General features: G+C 59.5%; 15 protein-coding genes. 2 read left to right on the forward strand and 13 right to left on the reverse strand.

Features of this window, described 5'->3' with window-relative positions; all coding sequences use genetic code 11:
- Positions 1 to 225: 225 nt before the first annotated feature.
- The 11 genes from DXC18_RS01540 to DXC18_RS10325 form a co-directional block, all read right to left on the reverse strand.
- Positions 226 to 693: a YfcE family phosphodiesterase gene (locus DXC18_RS01540; RefSeq protein ID WP_117584170.1), complete on the reverse strand. Its 468-nt coding sequence runs from the start codon at positions 691 to 693 to the stop codon at positions 226 to 228.
- 96 nt (positions 694 to 789) lie between these two features.
- The gene (locus DXC18_RS01545) at positions 790 to 1,506 is read right to left on the reverse strand and encodes a LytTR family DNA-binding domain-containing protein (RefSeq protein ID WP_022094115.1); all 717 of its coding nucleotides are present in this window, start codon (positions 1,504 to 1,506) and stop codon (positions 790 to 792) included.
- 72 nt (positions 1,507 to 1,578) lie between these two features.
- The gene (locus DXC18_RS01550) at positions 1,579 to 2,922 is read right to left on the reverse strand and encodes a histidine kinase (protein WP_117716139.1); all 1,344 of its coding nucleotides are present in this window, start codon (positions 2,920 to 2,922) and stop codon (positions 1,579 to 1,581) included.
- A complete protein-coding gene (locus tag DXC18_RS01555; protein ID WP_117716140.1) occupies positions 2,919 to 4,106 on the reverse strand; it encodes a glycosyltransferase in 1,188 nt (395 codons plus the stop codon). Before DXC18_RS01555 ends, DXC18_RS01550 begins: the two co-directional genes overlap by 4 nt.
- Positions 4,107 to 4,277: 171 nt before the next feature.
- Positions 4,278 to 5,537, reverse strand: a complete 1,260-nt coding sequence (locus tag DXC18_RS01560) for an MFS transporter (RefSeq protein WP_117716141.1) — start codon at positions 5,535 to 5,537, stop codon at positions 4,278 to 4,280.
- A 101-nt stretch (positions 5,538 to 5,638) separates the two neighbouring features.
- Positions 5,639 to 6,583: a zinc dependent phospholipase C family protein gene (locus DXC18_RS01565; RefSeq protein WP_117716142.1), complete on the reverse strand. Its 945-nt coding sequence runs from the start codon at positions 6,581 to 6,583 to the stop codon at positions 5,639 to 5,641.
- A 92-nt stretch (positions 6,584 to 6,675) separates the two neighbouring features.
- Positions 6,676 to 7,410, reverse strand: coding sequence for a LytTR family DNA-binding domain-containing protein (locus DXC18_RS01570; protein ID WP_117716143.1), 735 nt, complete (start codon positions 7,408 to 7,410; stop codon positions 6,676 to 6,678).
- A gap of 40 nt (positions 7,411 to 7,450) precedes the next feature.
- Positions 7,451 to 8,836, reverse strand: coding sequence for a sensor histidine kinase (locus DXC18_RS01575; RefSeq protein ID WP_233508973.1), 1,386 nt, complete (start codon positions 8,834 to 8,836; stop codon positions 7,451 to 7,453).
- Positions 8,837 to 8,953: 117 nt separating this feature from the next.
- Positions 8,954 to 10,231, reverse strand: coding sequence for an amidohydrolase family protein (locus tag DXC18_RS01580; protein WP_117716145.1), 1,278 nt, complete (start codon positions 10,229 to 10,231; stop codon positions 8,954 to 8,956).
- Between the two features lie 131 nt (positions 10,232 to 10,362).
- On the reverse strand, positions 10,363 to 11,814 hold the full coding sequence (locus DXC18_RS01585) for an APC family permease (RefSeq protein ID WP_117716146.1): 1,452 nt from the start codon (positions 11,812 to 11,814) through the stop codon (positions 10,363 to 10,365).
- Positions 11,815 to 11,884: 70 nt separating this feature from the next.
- Positions 11,885 to 12,112: a hypothetical protein gene (locus DXC18_RS10325; protein ID WP_147330251.1), complete on the reverse strand. Its 228-nt coding sequence runs from the start codon at positions 12,110 to 12,112 to the stop codon at positions 11,885 to 11,887.
- A 58-nt stretch (positions 12,113 to 12,170) separates the two neighbouring features.
- Here DXC18_RS10325 and DXC18_RS10625 point away from each other — a divergent pair, with 58 nt between their 5' ends.
- Positions 12,171 to 13,172: a C39 family peptidase gene (locus DXC18_RS10625; protein WP_233508974.1), complete on the forward strand. Its 1,002-nt coding sequence runs from the start codon at positions 12,171 to 12,173 to the stop codon at positions 13,170 to 13,172.
- 351 nt (positions 13,173 to 13,523) lie between these two features.
- Here DXC18_RS10625 and arcC read toward each other — a convergent pair whose 3' ends face one another.
- Positions 13,524 to 14,486: a carbamate kinase gene (gene arcC / locus DXC18_RS01595; protein ID WP_117716147.1), complete on the reverse strand. Its 963-nt coding sequence runs from the start codon at positions 14,484 to 14,486 to the stop codon at positions 13,524 to 13,526.
- A 611-nt stretch (positions 14,487 to 15,097) separates the two neighbouring features.
- Here arcC and DXC18_RS01600 point away from each other — a divergent pair.
- A complete protein-coding gene (locus DXC18_RS01600) occupies positions 15,098 to 16,507 on the forward strand; it encodes an ATP-binding protein (RefSeq protein ID WP_117716148.1) in 1,410 nt (469 codons plus the stop codon).
- Between the two features lie 435 nt (positions 16,508 to 16,942).
- Here DXC18_RS01600 and nifJ read toward each other — a convergent pair whose 3' ends face one another.
- Positions 16,943 to 20,482, reverse strand: a complete 3,540-nt coding sequence (nifJ, locus tag DXC18_RS01605; RefSeq protein WP_117716149.1) for a pyruvate:ferredoxin (flavodoxin) oxidoreductase — start codon at positions 20,480 to 20,482, stop codon at positions 16,943 to 16,945.
- Positions 20,483 to 20,844: the final 362 nt, after the last annotated feature.

Below are 20,844 nucleotides of genomic sequence, written 5' to 3' on the forward strand. Positions count from 1 at the left end.
AGTGCTTTCCTTTGCGTGCGGAACTCGCGACAAACTTAACCCCCGCCCCCAGCCCCGGAGACCCTCCCTGTCGTCACTTTGTTCGAGTCGTTGTTGTTCCTCGCCGCTTCGCGGCTCGGCGGCCCCGTTCTCCGCGGCGGGGTTTGTCTAAGGATCTTGCTGAAGCTCTGCCTTTGGCTCAAATGGAAACGTGGGACGCATCTGCATCCCCCGTTTTTGTTGCGGTTAGTCCAAGTCAATAAACTTGGTGCTTAGGATCTTGCCGTCTTTGACGAGCATTCTGGCCATGGTGGGGCCTCGGGTGCCTCTGGGGTAGCTGGCGCTGCCCGGGTTGAGGACTAAGCAGCGACCCACTTGGGCTTCTTTGGTTACGTGGGTGTGGCCGTTGATAGCTACGTCTACGGATCCCACCGGAAGGTCTTCGCGGTAGTGGGCTACGGCGAATTTGAGGCCTTCGTAAGTAAAGAGCGCAAGACGGTCTACATCGGGGCCGTAGTCGCGGTAGTAATCGTTGTTGCCCAGTACGGCCCGCACGGGGGCGATGGTGCATAGGTGCTCGTAGTCCATCTCTGACGTGAGGTCGCCGGCGTGGATAATCAGGTCTGCGCCTTCAAGCTCATCCAGGAGCGCAGGCGAAAGATAGCCGTGGGTGTCCGAGATGATGTCGATACGCTTGGCGCTTGCACTGTTCATGGGATCCCTTCCGCAAAAAACGATTCGGCAGATACATACAAAAAAGGCCCCACGGCTCCGCAGACGATGGGTCCACAGGGCTGCGGGGCCAGTGTGCTAGAGACTCAGAGCCTTCTTGAGCGGCACGACGCGGCGGCGCGAAACCGGCACGCGTTCGTCGACGCCCGTAATGCCCAGCTGGATGGCGCCCGAGGGCACCGTCTCAACGTCCGTGACGCACGCCAAGTTAACGATATAGCGGCGGTGAACACGGAAGAAGCCAAAGTCGCAGAGCTTGGCCTCAAACTGCGCCAGCGAGGTCGTCGACAAAAAGCGATCATCGACGGTATAGATGCAGGAGTAATCGTCCTTGGCCATGATAAAGCGAATGTCGTCCACGGGAATGAGCACCTTGCGGCCGCCCTTTTCCACCGGGATACGCTCGATGGTCACCTTGCTGTCCGTAACCGGCTTGGTGCGTTGCATGACCTTCTCGATCGCGCGATCCAAGCGAGCTTCCTCGACCGGCTTCATCAGATAATCGACGGCATCCACGTCGAATGCCTCGACCGCATGGTCGCTATACGCAGTCACAAACACGATCGCCGGCGGATTTTTGAGCTTATGCAGCGCCTCGGCAAGTTGCAGGCCCGAGGCACCGGGCATCGAGATATCGAGAAACACGACATCCACGCGACTTTCCATAAGCATCTCGATGGCGGAGCGGACGCTCGACGCCTCCGTGATCGTGCCGATCTTGCCCGTTTGCTCGAGCAGGAAGCGAAGCTCCGAGCGAGCCGGCGCCTCATCATCCACAATCATCGCACGCAGCATAGGGATAAAACCTTTCGTCAACTAACTACGCCGGGCGTCCGTCGCATGACGTTGAGCCCGTAGCTTTTTATTTTACTCTTGAATGTCAAAGATGCTCTCTGACAAATCAAGATGAAGAAGCACTTTGGTGCCCTTGCCCGGCGCCGATTCGACACGCGTATAGGAGTGCGGCCCAAAAAAGCGATGGATGCGCTCCGAAATATTGTGCATGGCCACACCGGCGCCGCCACCCTGGGGAGAGCTGGCGTCGGGACGGGCAGAGCGCTCGTCAAACAGTCTGGCGGCGGTACCCTCATCCATGCCCACGCCATTATCGGCCACGGCAATCAAGATTGCATCCTCGCCGTCTTGGTGAACGGTCACGTCGATCCTCAGGGCGTCGTCATCGCCCATACCATGACGCACGGCGTTCTCGACAATCGGCTGGATCACGAACGCCGGCACCAGCGTATCTTCCACGTCCTCGGACACATCGAACGTCGCAAGCACGCGGTCCTCGCCAAAGCGGGCCTTCTCAAAGGTAAGGTAGCGCTTGGTCTGTGCGACCTCGCGCGAGACCGGAATAAGCGATCCCGAGTTGTCGAGCGTGGCACGATAGAACGATGAGAACTCACGAAGCAGTTCGCGGGCCCGCAGCGGGTCGGTGCGCGTAAACGATGCAATGGTGTTCAGCGTGTTGAACAGGAAGTGCGGGTTAATCTGCGCCTGCAGCGCACGCACCTCGGCGCGCGCCGTGAGTTCCTTTTGCACCTCGAGCTCGTGGATGGCGAGCTGCGTGGACAAGATCTCGGCAAAGCCCGAGGCAAGCGCGTACTGGGTACGGTCGACGGCGCGCGGGGTCTTGTAGTAGAACTTGAGCGTGCCGACGGTACGATCGCCTACCTTGATGGGGGCGATAATGCCGGCGGGAACTTGGTTGTGCGAGCCGTCCGAGCCCACGACATCCACCATACGGTTGAACGACTGCACGATGCCATGTTCGATAACGTAGCGTGTGGCAAGCGTGTGGATGGGAGAATCTGGCAGTAGTTTTTCCTCAAACTCTCCCGCGCAGGCAAGCACGTTGCCCTCGTCGGTGATGGCCACCGTCATGGCGCGCGTCTCGGGCAAAATGCGCCGGCACACCAAACGCGCCGACTCCTGCGTCAGACCGCCCTTAATGTCCTCGAGCATGGCCGAGGCCACCGAGAGCGTCTCCTCGGTGTACTGGGAGCGCACCGAATCGGGATTGAGCGTCAAAAAGATAAAGATGCACAGAAAGATGCACAGCAGCGCGCAGGCAATCACCGTGGCGATCGGCTCGATACCGGTCACCAAGGCAAAAATAAAGTACACCAACACGCAAATGGCGCAGGCAACGGCAATGATGCGAAAGATTGATATTGAACTATCGCGCTGGGCGCGGCGGTCGATCATTCGGCCCCCTCCAGGATACTGATCAGTTGTGCGTCACGCCAGAGACCGTCCATAATCTTGGGCCAAAAGCTCTGGAAACGCAGGTAGCTTGCGGCGTTTTGGCGCGCGTAGGTCTTTGTCTCGTCAATACCATGGCGCCAGATGCGCAGGTAGCCCTCATGCTCGCGGGTAAACACGCTGCGGACCATAGCGGTCTTGCGCACGCGGTCGTCGAGCTCGCGCGAAATCCACGGGCCCGGGTAGGGCATGAGCGATGCCGCCGTAACGGGGATGAGCTCCTTTTGATGCGCGGCGAACGTCAACTTGGCCCGTTCGTAGTACCAACGGTATACATCCTGCATAAAGCGCGGTGAGCGCTTTTCGGACTCCGGAGGCAGATGGCGCACGGTCCACTCGTTATCGAACCACACGTCGTAGCCAAACATGCGCATGTTAAAGAGGTAATCCAAGTCCTCGCCGCGGGTGATGAACGGGTCAAAGGCCACACGCGTAAAGGCGCGGGCGTGCAGGGCCATCAGGCCGCCGCACACGTAGTTGGAGCGCGAGATGCGGGTGCCCGAGAGCGCCTTTTTCATCCAACGGTTGAACTCGATGCGCTTGGTCCACCAACGATGGCAGATGCCCGCCTTGTCCGTGGGAGCCAGCGGCGAGCCGTCGCGATCGTAGAAATAGCCGCTCTTGACCAAGATCGGCAAGCCCTGACGCGTCTGCTGCCCCAACGCATAGGTCGCGCGCTTCATAAAGTCGGCGTCGATGACAGTCTCATCGTCATCCAAAAAGATAACCGCGTCATGCCCCAGCACAGCGGCACAGGCTAGCCCCATGTTGCGGATGGCACCGTAGCCTCGCAGGCTCACGCACTCGCCCGAACCCTTGGGCGCGATCTGAGCAACCCGGTCTGCGATGCGCGAGGCCTGGGCGTTGGTGACAACGGTGACCTTGAGCGTGGGATGCGCGTCGACAATCTCGTGCACGCGCAGCGACACATCGGCTGTGGCAGAAACGGGACAGACCACCAAAAGGATGATGCGCGGGATGTCGCGCACCTGCTCAAGCGAGGCCAGGCAGCGGTCGAGTTCGGGATTGTCGGCGTTGAGTCGTGTCGAATGGTCATAGGTGCCAGGGGCGTTTGCGCGAGCGTCATCGCCCGCCCAATACGTTGGAATCACGACCGTGGCGTTCATGCCTTACCCTCCCTGCAACACAAAAACGGGACGCCGCCAAACACAGGCGACGCCCCGCGACCTAGCTGACTCCATCATACCCACTTGGGCTAATCATTGTTCGAAAGTCAGAATGTTTATTGCGGATAACCCCAAAAGAGTATCGCGGCGGACGCAATTACCGGCAAGTTCCTATGCAGCCTGCTCTGCCGTCTGAGACATGCGGGACAGACGGACCAGCAGCACAAAGCCCACCACCAGCAGCACGCCAATGGAAAGGACGCCCAGCGAGGGGTTGCCGGTCAGCGAGGTGACGACCGACACCAAGAAGGTGCCCATAACGCTTGCGTAACGACCAAAGATATCGAAGAAGCCGTAGTACTCGTTGGACTTTTCCTTGGGGATAATGCGGCCGAAGTAGCTGCGGCTCAGCGCCTGCACGCCGCCCTGGAACAGGCCGACCAAAATAGCGAGCACCCAAAACTCAAAGGCGGTCTTTAAGAAAAACGCGGCAAAGAGCACGATGCCCATATAGGCGGCGACGGCCACCATGATCATATTGAGTGTGCCCACGCGGCCGGCGAGCTTACCGTAGATGATGGCGGACGGGAAGGCCACAAACTGCGTAACGAGCAGAGCCAGCACCAGTTGGGTCGAGTCGATGCCCAGAGCCGATCCATAGCTGGTTGCCATAGAAATAACCGTGTGCACACCGTCGATGTAGAAGAAGAACGCGATCATGTAGACCAGCACGGTCTTGTTGTGGGCGATCTCGCGCATGGTGTGTCCGACCTCGGAGAACACGCCGCCCACGATGTGGCCGATGGTGTCCTCGGAACCACGCTCGCGACCGTACTTTTGCTTATAGGTGCGAATGAGCGGCAGGGTAAAGATGAGCCACCAGGCACCAGTGATGACAAACGACAGACGCGTTGCCAGCATGGTGGGGACACCAAGAGCGGGACCACCCATGATAAGCGCCAGGCAGATGATGAACGGCACGGTGGAACCGATGTAGCCCCAGGCATAGCCCGAGCTGGACACGGCGTCCATGCGCTCGTCGGTGGTAATGTCGGGCAGCATGGCGTCGTAGAACGTCATAGAAGAGTTAAGGCCGATGGTGCACAGCACGTACACGGTCAAAAATGCCATGGCGGACATTGGGATAGCCTGCGCCAGGCAAAGCACCAGGCCCGTGAGGAAGAAGCCTAAGAAGAACTTGATCTTGTTGCCAGCGTAGTCGGCAAGCGCGCCCAGAATGGGCATGAGCATGGCGATGACCAGCGAGGCGATCGTCTGCGCATTGCCCCAGGCGACCACCAGGTCGGCCGAGGAAGCGCCGGTATTGATGGCGTTAAAGTAAATGGGCACCACCGAGGTATTGAGCAGCACGAGGGCCGAATTGCCCACATCATACATAACCCAGTTACGCTCGAGCTTGGTGTATTTCATGGACAGGGACCCTTCGTATTCGCCCGATATGCAGTTAGTTCATCGTACCCCAATTGTCCAGAACCGCCGGTAAGGATTCGGCAAAGGGGCACTCACGGACCCTATTCCTCGCGGTCGAACTCCTCATCGACATTGAGCACGCGACCGCTGTAATTGACATGGTTGGTCACGGCTTCCATATCGCCGGTCTCGATAAAGCGGGCAACCGTGCACTCGTAATCGAGCAGCGCGCGGTCAAAGACCTCGGGGAAGCTCTCGGTCGAGACTTCATCGGTAAAGGGGTTCTTCCATGCCAAGTGGCCCAGGTTACCGGTGCGCTCGGGCAGCTCCGTCGTCACGCGATGGGCAAGGCCGTCGAGCAGCGAGTAGTCGTGCACCAAGCCCTCAACCAACGAGATCGCGCGCGTCTTTACGGAGCCAGCCGGCTCAATCGCGCGGTAAAGTCGCTGCATATTGGCAACGGCGGCACCGTACTCCCCCGCCGGAATGTCAATGCCGTACACGCGTCCGGCAACATAGCTCATCAGCACGCCGGCAACGCGATTGATGCGATCGGTGGTGACGATCTCGCCCGCCGGCGGGTAATCGTCGACCGTAGCGCCATCGCGTTTAAGCTGCAGCATCAGTACATCCAGGTCGCTCTCGATCACGGCATGGACCTGACTGCTCGAATCCTCAAGCTCTGAATCGGACTCCACGATGCCAAACTGTTGCTCATAGACAAAGGGATGGGCGTTGCGGTCGAGCACGTAATGAGACAGCAGGCCCAGCGCAAAGGCGCGACCCAAGCTGGCGTCGCGCGGCAGCAGATGCGACACGCCGTCGCGCAGGCACGCGAACTGGCGAGACATGCGCGAGCGATGCATGACCTGCGCCAGCAGCGTACAGTCGGAAACACGCGGTGTCAGAATGTGAAAGAAAAACGGGTCGGGGCCTTGGTTGCCCAAGATAAAGGCAATGCGCTCTTCATCGGACGTGATGACGCCCTGCGGAAGACGGTCGATGCTTTCCTCGCCAAACAGATGATGGGTGATAAGCGCGGGCATAATGATCCTTTCGATTTCATTCGATGCCACCCATTATGCCCACCGCGCGCCCATACCAAACCTGCGATGGTAAACGACAGCACGCAAGCCTCTTACGCAAGCCCCAGGTGCGACTTGACCTCGGCGGCACGACGACGGGACACCGGCACCGTCGAGCTCACGCGGTCGAGCCTGAGCTCCATCAACCCCGTGGAGCCAATCTCAACATTGTGCACGTCTTCCAAATTGACCAGATAGCTGCGATGAACGCGAATAAAGCCCTCGGAGCCCAAGCGACGTTCGAGCGAAGAGATCGACTCATTGATCAGATATGTTCCCTCGGCGCAGACGGCGTTGCAAAAATCGGCACGCGCCTCAAAGTAGCAGACATCCGCCACGGGGATGAACACCTTTTTGCCCCCGCGATCCACCGTCAGGCGCAAGGGCTGGCGCGGAGCATGGACGACACGACGAACGCCCAGGGCGGCCTCGATCTTATCGAGCGCCTTTGACAGGCGGGCATCCTCGACCGGCTTGACGACGTAATCAATGGCATCGAGGTTATAGGCATCGGCCGCATACTCGGCAAATGCCGTCACAAACACCACGACCGGCGGCGTTTTTAGGTTCTGCAGCGTCTCGGCAAGCTCGATTCCCGAGCGGCCGGGCATCGTGATATCCAAAAACAGCACGTCGGGCTTGTTCGACAGAATCGACTCCACGGCCTCGGTGACATTGCCCGCCTCGGCAATCTGTCCCACACGTGCATCCTTTTCCAGCAGATAACGTAGCTCAGCCCTAATAGGAGGCTCGTCATCAACCACCAAGATGTTCCATCCCTCGGACATATGCGCTTCCCCTCTTTTTTTCTCTCAATCCAACCGCGCGCTACACCTTCATCGGCGCCGGCTCATGCGGCTCGCCGTTCAGCTCGACGATGACCTGCGTTCCCACGCCCTCCTGGGACTTCACGCGCATGCCGGAATCTTCTCCGTAAAAGAAATGGATGCGCTGAAGCACGTTGAAGAGCGCCAGGCCGCAACCTCGCTTGACGGAGCCGTCGGCGGTAATGCTCTCGGGCTCCTCCAGGCGATGCTGCTCAAACAGATGTGCGCAGACCTCTTCGCTCATACCGATGCCGTCGTCCTCGACGATGATCTCCAAACCGTCATCGGTCTCAAAAGCCCTAACATGAATAGAAAGCGGCTCGGTCTCGCGCTGCGCGTGCTTGATGCAGTTTTCGAGCAACGGCTGCAAGATAAACGGCGGCACCATGCAATCGCGCACCTCAAAGTCGATGTCGACCGAAACGCGCAGACGGCCGTCGCCATACCGGGCCTGCATAAGATTGACATAGCGAGTGCCCTGTTCCACCTCGTGCTCGAGCGTTGTGAGGGTATCGGAATCAGAAAGCGTCTGACGGTAGTAATTGGAAAAGTCGATCAGCAGCGACCTGGCCTTGTCCGGCTCGGTACGTACGAGCGACACGATGGTGCTGATGGTATTGAATAGAAAATGAGGATCGACCTGCGATTGCAAGGCGCGCAGCTCCACGCGAGCTGTAAGCTCGTCCTGGCGCTCGAGCTCAAAGCTCGCAAGCTGCGTGGAAATGAGGTCGGCAAAGCCCGAGGCAAGCGCCGTCTGGCGCATATCGATGCTGCTCAGACGGGGATAATACAGCTCGAGCGTGCCCACGCAATGCCCGCGCACGGTGAGCGGTGCGACGATACCGGCGCGCAGGCGCGGAAAGTAGCCGCCCGTCTCAGTCGAGGCATCGCGCGAAAATACGCTTTGCTCACCGCTGTTGATCACGTTGAGCGTAGTCCGCAGCACAACCGGAGTGCCCGCGGGGCATTTTGCCGAGTCCTCGCCCCAGCTCGCCAGCACCTGCTTGCCGTCGGTAAAGCAGATGGCCGAGGCGATAGTTTCGGACAGAATGATTTTGGAGGCGCCCAGGGCCGCTTCGGGCGTAAGGCCGCGCGACGTGTAGGCGAATATTTTTGATGCGATGGCGAGCGTACGGTCGGTTGCGCTCGATGTGAGGTCGTCGGGGACCACAAAGACATACGAGAAAAAGAAGCACAGCATGACCAGACCGGCAATAACGACAACGCCCGGAACGGGATTGGGATTATCGGTTAAATCCCAGATAAGCAGCAGGATAAGCGCCGGAACGACAATACCGAGCAGGATGGCCTGAACCACATGCTGGGCCGTACGAAAGACCTTGGTAGAGTTGTAGCTCTTGCCCAGAATCAGCCTGTTTAAATCCACCGTCATCCCCTCTTGTCCTTAGCACCCATAGCAATAAAGAGGGCCGCAAGCGACCCTCTCCATTGCATTATGCAATCAAAAACTGTGTTTTACATCAAGCCATCGACAAACGGTATCTTAGGCGCTGTATTTGTTAGCCTCACCAAAAGTGCCAGCCTCGACGATCCAGCCATCCTTCATGATGACGTCCATGTTGTCGGTGTTGAGCACGTGGATGTCGGCGGCGACGTCACCGTTGACAACCAGCAGGTCGGCGCACTTGCCGGCCTCGATGGAACCGGTCTCGTCCTCGATGTGGCACATCTTGGCACCGTTGAGGGTGGCGCAGGTGATGGTCTCGACCGGAGTGAAGCCGATCTTGTCGACGAACTCGTACATCTCCTCGATGGAGCAGGTGCCGTACGGGGTGACGAAGGAGAAGGAGTCGGAGCCGATCGTCATGACGACGCCGCGCTTCTTGGCCTCGCGCAGGCAGTCGTAGTTGCGCTGCAGCTCCTTCTCGACCAGGGTGCCCTCGTACTTGTCGTGCAGCTCGGGGACGTAGACGGGCGGATAGGTGGCGTACCAGGTGGGCAGGAAGGCGATCGTCGGGGTGAAGAAGGTGCCCTGCTCGGCCATGAGGTCCATGGTTCGCTCATCGATATCGAAGCCGTGAATCAGCTGCTCGCAGCCAAAGCGAACGGAATCGTAGGCAGCGGCGTGGTTGTTGTAGCAGTGGCTCCACACGGGGATGCCGACCATCTTGGCCTCTTCGACCACAGCCTGGATCTCCTCGGAGCAGTAGTGCTGGTCGCGGCCGGAGTCCCAGCGCCAGATGCCGCCACCGGTAGCCCAGATCTTGATGGCATCTGGGTTCTCGCGCAGGCGACGACGGACGGCCTTGCGCAGATCCCAAGGACCGTCGACCTGATCGCCCCAGGGGTGCGATTCCTTGTTGAGCTCCTGGCTGCAGTGGTGGGAGTCGCCGTGGCCGGCAACGCGGCAGAAGCCAAGGCCGGTGGCCAGAACGCGCGGGCCCTTGAAGACGCCCTTGTCGATGCAGTCGCGGATCTGGATACCAAAGCGGCCGATCTCGCAGACGGTGGTGAGGCCGTGGGTGAGGCAGTCGTAGGCCTGCTTGACGGCGACGGCCTGCTTCTCGAGGAGCGGCTGCATAACCCAATCGGTGTCATCGTCGGTCAGGTTGCCCGAGAAGTGCAGGTGGGTGTCGATCAGACCGGGAAGGACGGTCTTGCCGGCGGCGTCGATAACCTCAACGCCCTCGGGAAGGTCCTGCATAGTGCCGGCGTACTCGATCTTGCCGTTGTCGTCGACGAGAACGAGGGAGTTCTCGACCGGCTCGGCACCGGTACCGTCGATGAGCTTGCCGCCAACGATTGCATACTTAGTGGACATGGTTCCTCCTTATGGATCCATATAGTGGGCGAGGCCGTGTTGGGTTAAGGCCTCACAAAGCTACCCAAGTGGCGCCGGGTTCGGTGCGCGGGAGAGAGGATTCCGCGCACCCGATCCGCCCCGGCCAGGCGTTACTTTTTGCGGGAATTGGTGAAAGCCATGAGGGCCAGGCCAATGGCCAGCCAGCCGATCACGATGCTCCACTCCACCATGTTGAGGGAGGCGGGAGAGAACGGGATCACGAGCAAGCCGATGATGACGGCGCAGGCAGCGACAGCGAGGCAGATGCCAAACTTGCCGCCGGGCACCTCGTAGGGACGAGGCAGGTCGGGCTCGGTGAAGCGCATGCGCAGGCAAGCGAGGGCGACCATGCCGCAGGAGAAGATGAAGGCGAGAGCCGACACGTTGGTCAGAGGGATGAGCATGTTCTTGCCAAGGAACGGACCGACGACGGTGATGACGCCCAGAACGACGCAGGCGAGCTTGGGAGCGCCGGACTTGGGATCGACCTCGGCGAACTTCTCGGGCAGCTGGCCCTTTCGGCCCATGGCGAGCATGATGCGGCTCGTGGCGCCGTAGAAGGAGTTCATCGGGCCCATGGGTCCAAGCGTGGCGATGACGAGCATGGCCAGGTACAGGAGCATGTTGATGCCCTTGAGGCAGGCAAGCGCGGGAACCGGGCTCTTAACAAACTCATGCCAGTCGAGGATGGTGCCGAACGAGTAGATGCAGACCATGTAGAAGCCGCCGGCGGCCAGCAGGGCCAGGGAGATGATCTTGCCGAACTTGTTCCAGTTGAGGCCCTCGGCTGCTTCCTCAGCCTGCTGAGGAATGGTATCGAAGCCGGCGTAGAAGAACGGGGTCAAAACCAGGACCGACACGATGCCGGCGAACAGGCTGGTGCCCTCGGTAGCGGGCTTGCCGCCGCCAGCACCGGTGACCTGGGAGAACACGGGCATGGCGTGTTCCGGCGAACCGGTGAACAGCGAGACACCAATGGCGAGCAGCATGCCGCAGAGCAGGGCCTTGGTCAGGAAGGCCTGGAGCTTGGCGGCCGAGCTGGCACCGCGGAAGTTGAGGAAGATGACGTAGACTGCAAAGCCGAGCGCGATTAGCGTCGGGAACAAGTAAACGTCGGCGCCCAAGATGGTGTAGAGCTTGACGGCGCGCAGCCACTCAAGACCGGGCAGGCTGCCGAACATCTCGGACACGAGGGTCGAAATGGCGATGGCCTCCCACGGGCACAGGATGCCGTTGCCCAGGGCCAAAAGCCATCCGGTGATGTAGCTCAGCGTACGGCCAAAGCTACGGTCGACATACTCGACGATGCCGCCCGAGATGGGGATAGCAGCCGTGAGCTCACCGAAAACAGCTCCGACGGGCACGAGGAAGATTGCACCCAAGAGGAATGCGATCATAGCGGGAACGGGACCGCCGCCCACGACCATCCAGTCGCCGACCTGCAGGACCCAACCAGTACCGATGATGGCACCGAAACCGATGGTGAAGAAGTTCCAGAGCGAAAGCGTTTTCTTCATGCCGCCGTTACCTTCGACTGCAACTTCTGCGTTCTTGTCCGCCATTGTTCCCCTCCTTTCCTTATTGACGCCTCTTTGGCGTCACCCCTTGCGCGGTCTGTTTTGCCGCGCGCTTTTATTTCGTGGCTTTAAGATACGGCCTTGGCACAGCAGCGCCGCTTGTGGCTCGACCGAAGGCAGAACTGCAAAACGAGCGGCGCCGTTTTTGGGACGAATGGCGGAAGACGTCATTCGTCTTGGACGCTTTCATCTTGTCTGCTTTTGAATACATGTTGCCGTGACGCTTGGCGCGCGGCGCGGCAACGTTCATACCATTTGTCAGGCTTTTGGCGCACATACCCATGTGTCGCGCCTCTTTTTATGTAGGATAGACAAGTTACACATGAGGCAAGGTGATTCGAATGGCATATGGATACAATGACGGCGACCAACGGCCACAAAGCGTGCGCCTTGCCGGCCGCACCACGCCAACGCCCAGAAGCACCTCCGACAACGACAACCCGCAGCGCCCCCAAGAGCAGCTCGGGGCTTCTTCGCGGCAACAAAGCCGTACCGTGCAGCAGTCAGACCGCATGAGTACGAGCACACGCCAACGCCAGACCGACACATCGCAGCCACGCCGCTACGATCGCCGTAAGACCGACTACTACGTTAAGCGCTCCTTTTCGCGACCTCAACGCGATCGCGGCAATTCCGCCCCTCGCCCCGCGTCGCATTTCACAAGCCACGCGCTTCCGGCCCGCCGCCTGCGCCTTGCGCTTTGCTCCATCGCCGCCTGCCTCGTCTTTGTGTTTTTGGGATCCTGTATCTCTCACGGATCAGCCGGTCTCGAGCCCACTGCCGAGGACAAGCTGCTTAAAGCTCCCGTCGCACCCGGTTACTCCTTTGCGTTCTCGACCCCACGCTCGCAGTGGAGTGCCGGCACCATGCCCCACATCTACCAAATTGACCCCGCATGGTCGGAGCTGCCCTATGCCGGTGGCACTATTCGCGAAAACGCTTTCGGTCCCACTTGCCTCACCATGGTCTATATCTTTAAGACCGGCCACACCGATAAGACGCCGGTCGATATATGCGCACTGGCCGAAGCCGGCAACTACGCCCCCACTGGTGCCACCGAGTGGTCGTTTATGACAGGCGGTGCGTGGCAGCTGGGGCTCAACGGAACGCAGCTCTATAACAATCGCGAATCGATTACCCAAGCACTTCGCTCGGGTGCGCCCGTCATCGCCGCAGTGCGCCCCGGCACGTTTACCAACGTAGGCCACTATATCGTGCTCTACGGCATCGACGATGCCAACCAGATTGGCGTCTACGACCCCAACTCGGCCAGCCGCAGCGCCCGCCGCTGGGGCGTGGTGGAGGTCCTCAACGAAATCGAAGCCATGTGGGCCTACTACTAGTCATTGGGGACACTCATTGGGGACAGACTTAAATGAGTAGTCCCAGATTGCCAGGAACCGCCGGTACGGAAAGCGCATCCCACTTTGGAACTCAATGGTGAGATGCGCTTTCCGCTAGCGGTCCGTTTGGGAAACAACATCCCGCTTTTCGGCCAAATTCCGGGATGCATTTTCCCGTTGAGGACCTCAAGGGAAACTAGATCCCGTTTTGGACTACTCATTTAAGTCTGTCCCCAACGACTAGGTGAATAGCAAAAGCCCCGCAGTCGGAGCGGACTGCGGGGCTCATGAAGAGAGGCTAGTTTGTGGACGTCTTGTCTGGCGCCCACGAGAGAGGCAACAGAGTAGAGACTACTCGTGGATGCGGGTACCGGAGAGACCGGCCATGGTCTCGGCGGCCTTGTCCAGGGCGCCGATGATGCAGGTGCGGCCCTTGCGGGAGCGGGCGAACTTGATGGCGGCGCGGACCTTGGGCTCCATGGAGCCCTTGCCGAACTGACCCTCGTCGGCCAGGCGCTCGGCCTCGTCGGCGGTGATGTCCTCGAGCTCCTCCTGGTTGGGCTTGCCAAAGTTGATGGCGACATGCTCAACGGCGGTCAGCAGGAACAGAACGTCGGCGTCGCAGTCCTCGGCCAGCAGCTCGCCGCCCAGGTCCTTGTCGATAACGGCGGGAACGCCCTTGTAGCAGCCCTTGTTCTCGTAGTCGCGGACGACGGGGATGCCGCCGCCGCCGCAGGCGATGACGATGAACTCGTTGTCGAGCAGGTTGAGGATGGAGTCAGCCTCGACGATCTTCTTGGGATCAGGGGAAGCGACAACGCGACGCCAGCCGCGGCCGGAATCCTCGACGAAGACCTTGGAAGGATCCTCGGCCATGAACTCCTTGGCCTGCTCCTCGGTGTAGAAGGGACCGATCGGCTTGGTCGGGTTCTTGAACGCGGGATCGTCCGGGTCGCACTCGATCTGGGTGACGACGGTGGCGGCGTGCCAACGCTTATAGCGCTTGTGCATCTCGCGGCCGATGCCCTGCTGCAGGTGATAGCCAATGTAGCCCTGGGACATGGCGCCGCACTCGGGCAGCGGCATCTCGGGGGTGCCGATGGCGTCGTGGGCAGCGGCGAAGGCGTTCTGGATCATGCCGACCTGCGGGCCGTTGCCGTGGGTGATGATGATCTCGTTACCCTGCTCGATAAGACCAAGGAGAGCGTGGGCGGTGTTGCTCACGGCCTGGATCTGCTCGACGGGGTTGTTGCCGAGGGCGTTGCCGCCGAGGGCGACGACAATACGATCGGGCTTGCCAAGAGGCTTAGACATTGCTGGAATCCTTTCTGTAAAAGGCCTACAACCCATTAATAACCCGCGTCCGTGCAATACGCGAGTTTATTAAGGTTTATATTCTCTTTATCGCTCATTTTATTCATTTTGAAAATAGTTTAACGGTGAACGGTCGTTTTTACCCGCTCAGCGTAAAGAAGCCCAGCTCACACATGTTTACGTCATCTACGTGCGACTTTATTTAATTAGAGCAGAGATTAGGCTGGATTATGCAAACTATATCTTTGCTAAACACATAACGGACACTGCAATTATTTACTCGCACTATACGAGATTCTATGCACTTGCAAGACAAGTATGCACCCCTGCAATAACACGGGGCTTTTCATCCAACAAAAGGGATAGCCGAACGCGCTTCATCCCGCGGCAAGCGACTGTGAGTTTGCAGTATGGAACTTTACCGTCGGGTATTGCATGAACGCCACTGATGCCCTTTCGCTCCTGCCCACTCAAGCAGCCGAGAACGCTAACGGCGTCCCCAGCGTTTTCGCATGGCACCGCGCCGACTCGATGACTTTGAGACCTAAGCGAATCTTTGCTATCTGCCAATTTTTGTATGATTAGAGCCAAATCTATCTGCCAATTTTTGTATGATTAGGGCAAATCTATTTGCCAATTTTTGTCATTTGGGGGTTTTAATGCTACGCCGTAAGGTCACTAATAGGCTTTTGAACTGGAAAAATAACTCTCATAAGGCATTGCTTGTTACCGGTGCGCGTCAAATTGGCAAGAGCTATGCGATTCGCGCGTTTGGTAAAGACAACTACGCGTCGTATTTTGAGGCCAATTTGCTGCTCGATACCGAGGCAAGAGATGTGCTCATTGGCGCTAAGAACGCCGTTGACTTTATCAACCGCGTGGCCCTTCTTGCGGATGCACCGCTTGTTGAGGGAGATACGCTTATCTTTGTCGATGAAATACAGGAGTATCCGCAGATCGTCACGCTCATGAAGGCGCTGGTCGAGGACGGGCGCTTTAGCTATGTCTTCTCGGGGTCTATGCTTGGGACTGAGTTTAAGGGGATCTCTTCTTTCCCGGTGGGGTATGTCGAGCACATTGTTATGCGGCCAATGGATTTTGAAGAGTTTTGTTGGGCAAACAGCGTCAGCGAAAATGTGCTTGCAGATATTCGCAGCCGCCTTGTCGAGAGACGTCCCGTCGAAAACTATATTCATGAGGCGATGCTCAAAAACTTTAGAGCCTATATCGTTTGCGGCGGCATGCCGGAGGTCGTTCAGAACTATATCGATTCGGGCTATTCGCTCGTGAGAACGCGTGAGCTTCAAATTCAGCTAGTCGATCAGTACAAAAGCGATATCTCTAAATATGCATCGACTCGAGCGTTTAACGTTCGCTCCATTTTCGAGCAAATTCCCGTTCAGCTTGAGGCGGAGTCCCATCGCTTTATCGTCTCGTCTCTAGGCGAGGGAGCTCGTCTTCAAAAATACGAGCAGGATTTCCTATGGCTGGTGAACGCAGGCGTTGGATTGATGGTCCCCCAGGTGACGGAGGCACGAAGCCCTCTCAAGAGGACGGAGAAAACGACGGCCTTTAAACTATACGAGTCCGATACAGGTATGCTCGCATCGCGGTATCCCGGCAGCACGGCACGCGCCGTCTACCTTGACATGAAAACCCCCAACCTCGGCGGCCTCTATGAGAACGTGGTCGCACAGGAACTCGTTGCCCTCGGAGCAGATACGTGGTACTACCAAACGCGTGAGGTCGGTGAAGTCGACTTTGTAATCGAAGGTGCCCGCGGGCATGTTGTCCCAATCGAAGTCAAATCGGGCAAGAAAGTTCGAGCACATGCAGCCATCGACCGTTTGATGAGTGTGGGCGAGTACAAAATTCCCGAGGCCGTTGTGCTGAGCCACGAAAACCTTTGCAAAGAGGGCAAGATCCTTTACGTTCCAATCTATATGACATTCTGTCTCGATGAGTTTATGGAAAAGGACGACCCCAACAACGATTTCTCGTTTGCACCCATATCTCTCTAGGTCATCTGAGTCCGCAAGCCAGCCCCCACGCCCAAAGTACTGCGCCTTTCGCGCCAAAGGCGCGAAACAGCAAGGGGATAGAAGGCAGCGACAACCAACTCCCCCACTATGCCCAAAGTGCTGCGATGTTTCGCGCAAAGCGCGAAACAGCACTGGGGCAGCAGAAGGCCACAATCAGCTAGCCCTCCATGCCCAAAGTGGCGCGTGGTTTCGCGGCCACGCCGCGAAACAGCGACCGGGACAAGGCACCCCCACAGCCACATCCTTCATTCAGCCCCACAATCCGAGGACGTAGTCGTAGCAGGATCTGAGGGCTGACCTTCGCGGACACTCCGCAGGACGAAAGAACCCCCGCCGCACGTAGTGCGCAGCGGGGGTTCTTTCATGTCCGAGGACGTCCGCGAAGGTCAGCCCTCAGATCCTGCGGTGGGAGACTTAGGCCTCGTTGTACACCGTCTTGAGCTTCAGCAGGTGCTGATAGCGATCCATAGCGGCCTGCTCGTTCTCCTTGAAGAGCTCCTCGGCGCGCTCGGGGAAGGAACGCGTCAGCGAAGCGTAACGGGCCTCGTTCATCAGGAACTCCTGATAACCGCCCGCGGGCTCCTTGGAATCGAGCGAGAACTTCTTGCCGGCAGCAGCCTCGGGGTTGAAGCGGAAGAGGTTCCAGTAACCGCACTCGACAGCCTTCTTCATCTCGGCCTGGCAGTTCTGCATGCCGCCCTTCTTGATGGAGTGCATCTCGCAGGGGCTGTAGCCGATGATGAGGGACGGGCCGTCGTAGGCCTCGGCCTCGTGGATGGCCTTGAGGGTCTGAGCCGGGTTGGCGCCCATGGCGACCTGCGCCACGTAGACGTAGCCGTAGCTCATGGCAATCTCGGCCAGAGACTTCTTCTTGGTCACCTTGCCGGCAGCGGCGAACTGAGCGACCTGGCCCAGGTTCGAGGCCTTGGAGGCCTGACCGCCGGTGTTGGAGTAAACCTCGGTGTCAAAGACAAAGACGTTGACGTTGTGGCCGGAAGCCAGGACGTGGTCCAGGCCACCGAAGCCGATGTCGTAGGCCCAGCCGTCGCCGCCGAAGATCCAGAAGGACTTCTTGGTGAGGTAAGCCTTGTCGGCGAGGATTGCCTTGGAAGCCTCGCAGCCGCACTTCTCGAGCTCGGCAACGTAGGCAGCGGCAGCGGTCTTGGAGGCCTCGGCGTCGTTGACAGAGTCAATCCAAGCCTGGCCGGCAGCCTTGAGCTCGTCGGACGGACCATCGGCGGCGATGATGTCCTGGGTAGCGGCGATCAGCTTGTGCTGAACGGCCTCATAGCCAACGGCCATGCCCAGGCCGTGCTCGGCATTGTCCTCGAACAGGGAGTTGTTCCACGCCGGGCCGTGACCGTCCTTGTCCTTGCAGTAAGGAGCGGTGGCAGCGGGGTTGCCCCAAATGGAGGAGCAGCCGGTGGCGTTGGAAATGAACATGCGGTCGCCGGCGACCTGGGTCACCAGGCGTGCATAGGCGGTCTCGGCGCAGCCGGCGCAGGAGCCGGAGAACTCCAGGTAGGGCTGCTTAAACTGGCTGCCCTTGACGTTGGCCGCGATGAGCTCCTTCTTCTCGGAGACGTTCTCGACCATGTAGTCCCAAACGGGCTGCTGGTCCATCTCCTGCTCGGTGGGAACCATCTCGAGGGCGCCCTTGGGGCAAACCTTGACGCAGTTGGTGCAACCCATGCAGTCGAGCGGGGACACAGCCATGGTGAACTTCATGCCCTTGGCCTTGGGGCCCATGGCGTCGAGCGTGCGGGTAGCCTCGGGCGCGGCGGCAGCCTCGTCCTCGGTCATCGCAAACGGACGGATGGTGGCATGCGGGCACACGTAGGCGCACTGGTTGCACTGGATGCACTTGGTCTCGTCCCAGTGGGGAACGACCACGGCGACGCCGCGCTTCTCGTATGCGGAGGCGCCCAGCTCAAACTGGCCGTCGGCGCAATCGACGAAGGCGGAAACAGGCAGGCTGTCGCCGTCCATGCGATCGATGGGCTCGAGCAGGTTCTTGACCTGCTGGGCGATAGCGGACTTGGTCTCCTCGGAGAGCTCGACGGGAGCGGCATCCTCGGCGGTAGCCCAGTCGGCCGGAACCTCGAACTTACGGAAGGCGGTAGCGCCGGCATCGATGGCCTTGTGGTTGGCGTCGACGATAGCCTGGCCCTTCTTCATGTAGGACTTGGTAGCCGCGTCCTTCATGTACTGCAGGGCGTCCTCGGCGGGCAGGACCTTGGCCAGCGCGAAGAAGGCGGACTGGAGCACCGTGTTGGTGCGCTTGCCCATGCCGACCTTGGCGGCCAGGTCGATAGCGTCGATCAGGTAGACGTTGACGTTGTTGTTCGCGATGTAGCGCTTGGCCACGGCGGGCATGTGCTCGGCGAACTCCTCGTCGCTCCACTGGCAGTTGACCAGGAAGGTGCCGCCCGGCTTGACGTCGCGGACCATCTTGAAGCCCTTAACGATGTAGCTGGGGTTGTGGCAAGCGACAAAGTCGGCCTTGGTCACGTAGTACGGCGAACGGATCGGGGAATCGCCAAAACGCAGGTGCGAGACGGTGACGCCGCCGGTCTTCTTGGAGTCGTACTGGAAGTAGGCCTGGACGTACTTGTCGGTGTGGTCGCCGATGATCTTGATCGAGTTCTTGTTGGCGCCGACGGTACCGTCGCCACCCAGACCCCAGAACTTGCACTCGATGGTGCCGGGGGCTGCGGTGTTGGGCGCATCCTCGGCCTCGGGCAGGCTCAGGTTGGTCACGTCATCGACAATGCCGATGGTGAACTCGCGCTTGGGCTCGTCCTTCTTGAGCTCCTCGAAGACAGCGAAAGCGGACGCGGGAGGCGTGTCCTTGCTGCCCAGGCCATAACGACCGCCGACGACCTTGATGCCCGTCTTGCCAGCCTCGTAGAGAGCGGAGACGACGTCCTGGTAGAGCGGCTCGCCGATGGAACCCGGCTCCTTGGTACGGTCCATGACGGCGATCTTCTGGACGGTCTCGGGGAGAACGTCGACGAAGTGCTTGATGGAGAACGGACGGAACAGACGAACCTTGACCAGGCCGACCTTCTCGCCGTGAGCGTTGAGGTAGTCGATGACTTCCTCGAGCACGTCGCAGAAGGAGCCCATGCACACGACGACGCGGTCGGCATCGGGAGCGCCGTAGTAGTTGAACAGGCCGTAATCGGTGCCGAGCTTCTCGTTGATCTTCTTCATGTAGCCCTCGACGACGGCGGGAAGCTCGTCGTAGACCTTGTTGCAGGCCTCACGGTTCTGGAAGAAGATATCGCCGTTCTCGTGGCTGCCGCGGGTGTGCGGGTGCTCAGGGTTGAGCGCGTGATCGCGGAAAGCCTGGACGGCGTCCATGTCGCACATCTCGGCCAGATCCTTGTAGTCCCACATGGCGACCTTCTGGATCTCGTGGCTGGTGCGGAAGCCGTCGAAGAAGTTAAGGAACGGGGTCTTGCCCTCGATGGCGGCAAGGTGAGCCACCGGCGAGAGGTCCATGACCTCCTGGACGTTGCCCTCGGCGAGCATGGCGAAGCCGGTCTGACGACAGGCCATGACGTCGGAGTGATCGCCAAAAATGTTCAGGGCGTGGGAAGCGACGCAACGCGCGGAGACGTGGAAGACGCCCGGGAGCTGCTCGCCCGCGATCTTGTACATGTTCGGGATCATCAGGAGCAGACCCTGAGAAGCCGTGTAGGTGGTGGTCAGAGCACCGGCACCCAGCGAACCGTGAACGGTACCGGCTGCACCCGCCTCGGACTCCATCTCGACGACCTTGACCGGGGTGCCGAAGATGTTCTTGCGACCCTGGGCCGCCCACTGGTCGACATGGTCGGCCATCGGGCTGGACGGCGTAATGGGATAGATTCCCGCTACCTCGGTGTACGCATACGAAACATATGCGGCCGCCTCGTTGCCGTCCATAGACTTAAACTTACGCGCCATATACCCCTCTCCTCTCATATAGGTATACAGGCCCCGGCGATCGCCGGGATGTTGGCGTGATGGGATTTACGCTGTTGCTTCCAATCATCTGGCAGGCAGGCTCAGCAGCAGGTACGTGGCGTGGAGAGAAGACATGCCGAGGCGAGGGGCAACTGACGCGCCCCACAGACCCGACCGCCCGTCTTGCACATGACCGAGCGCCGCAAAGGCCGCATGCCGGATGCTCCCGGGCACGCCCCGGCGATGGGAAGCGCCCGCAACGGAAATCCGCATGCGGGCTTATTGTACCCCGCCGTTAAGTGTAATTTCGACAAATATAGGCGGGCGGTAAAGGTTTACCTCGGGTGACCGCCAAAGGCCAG

This window comes from Collinsella sp. OM08-14AT (genome assembly GCF_003438115.1).
Classification (GTDB): Bacteria; Actinomycetota; Coriobacteriia; order Coriobacteriales; family Coriobacteriaceae; genus Collinsella.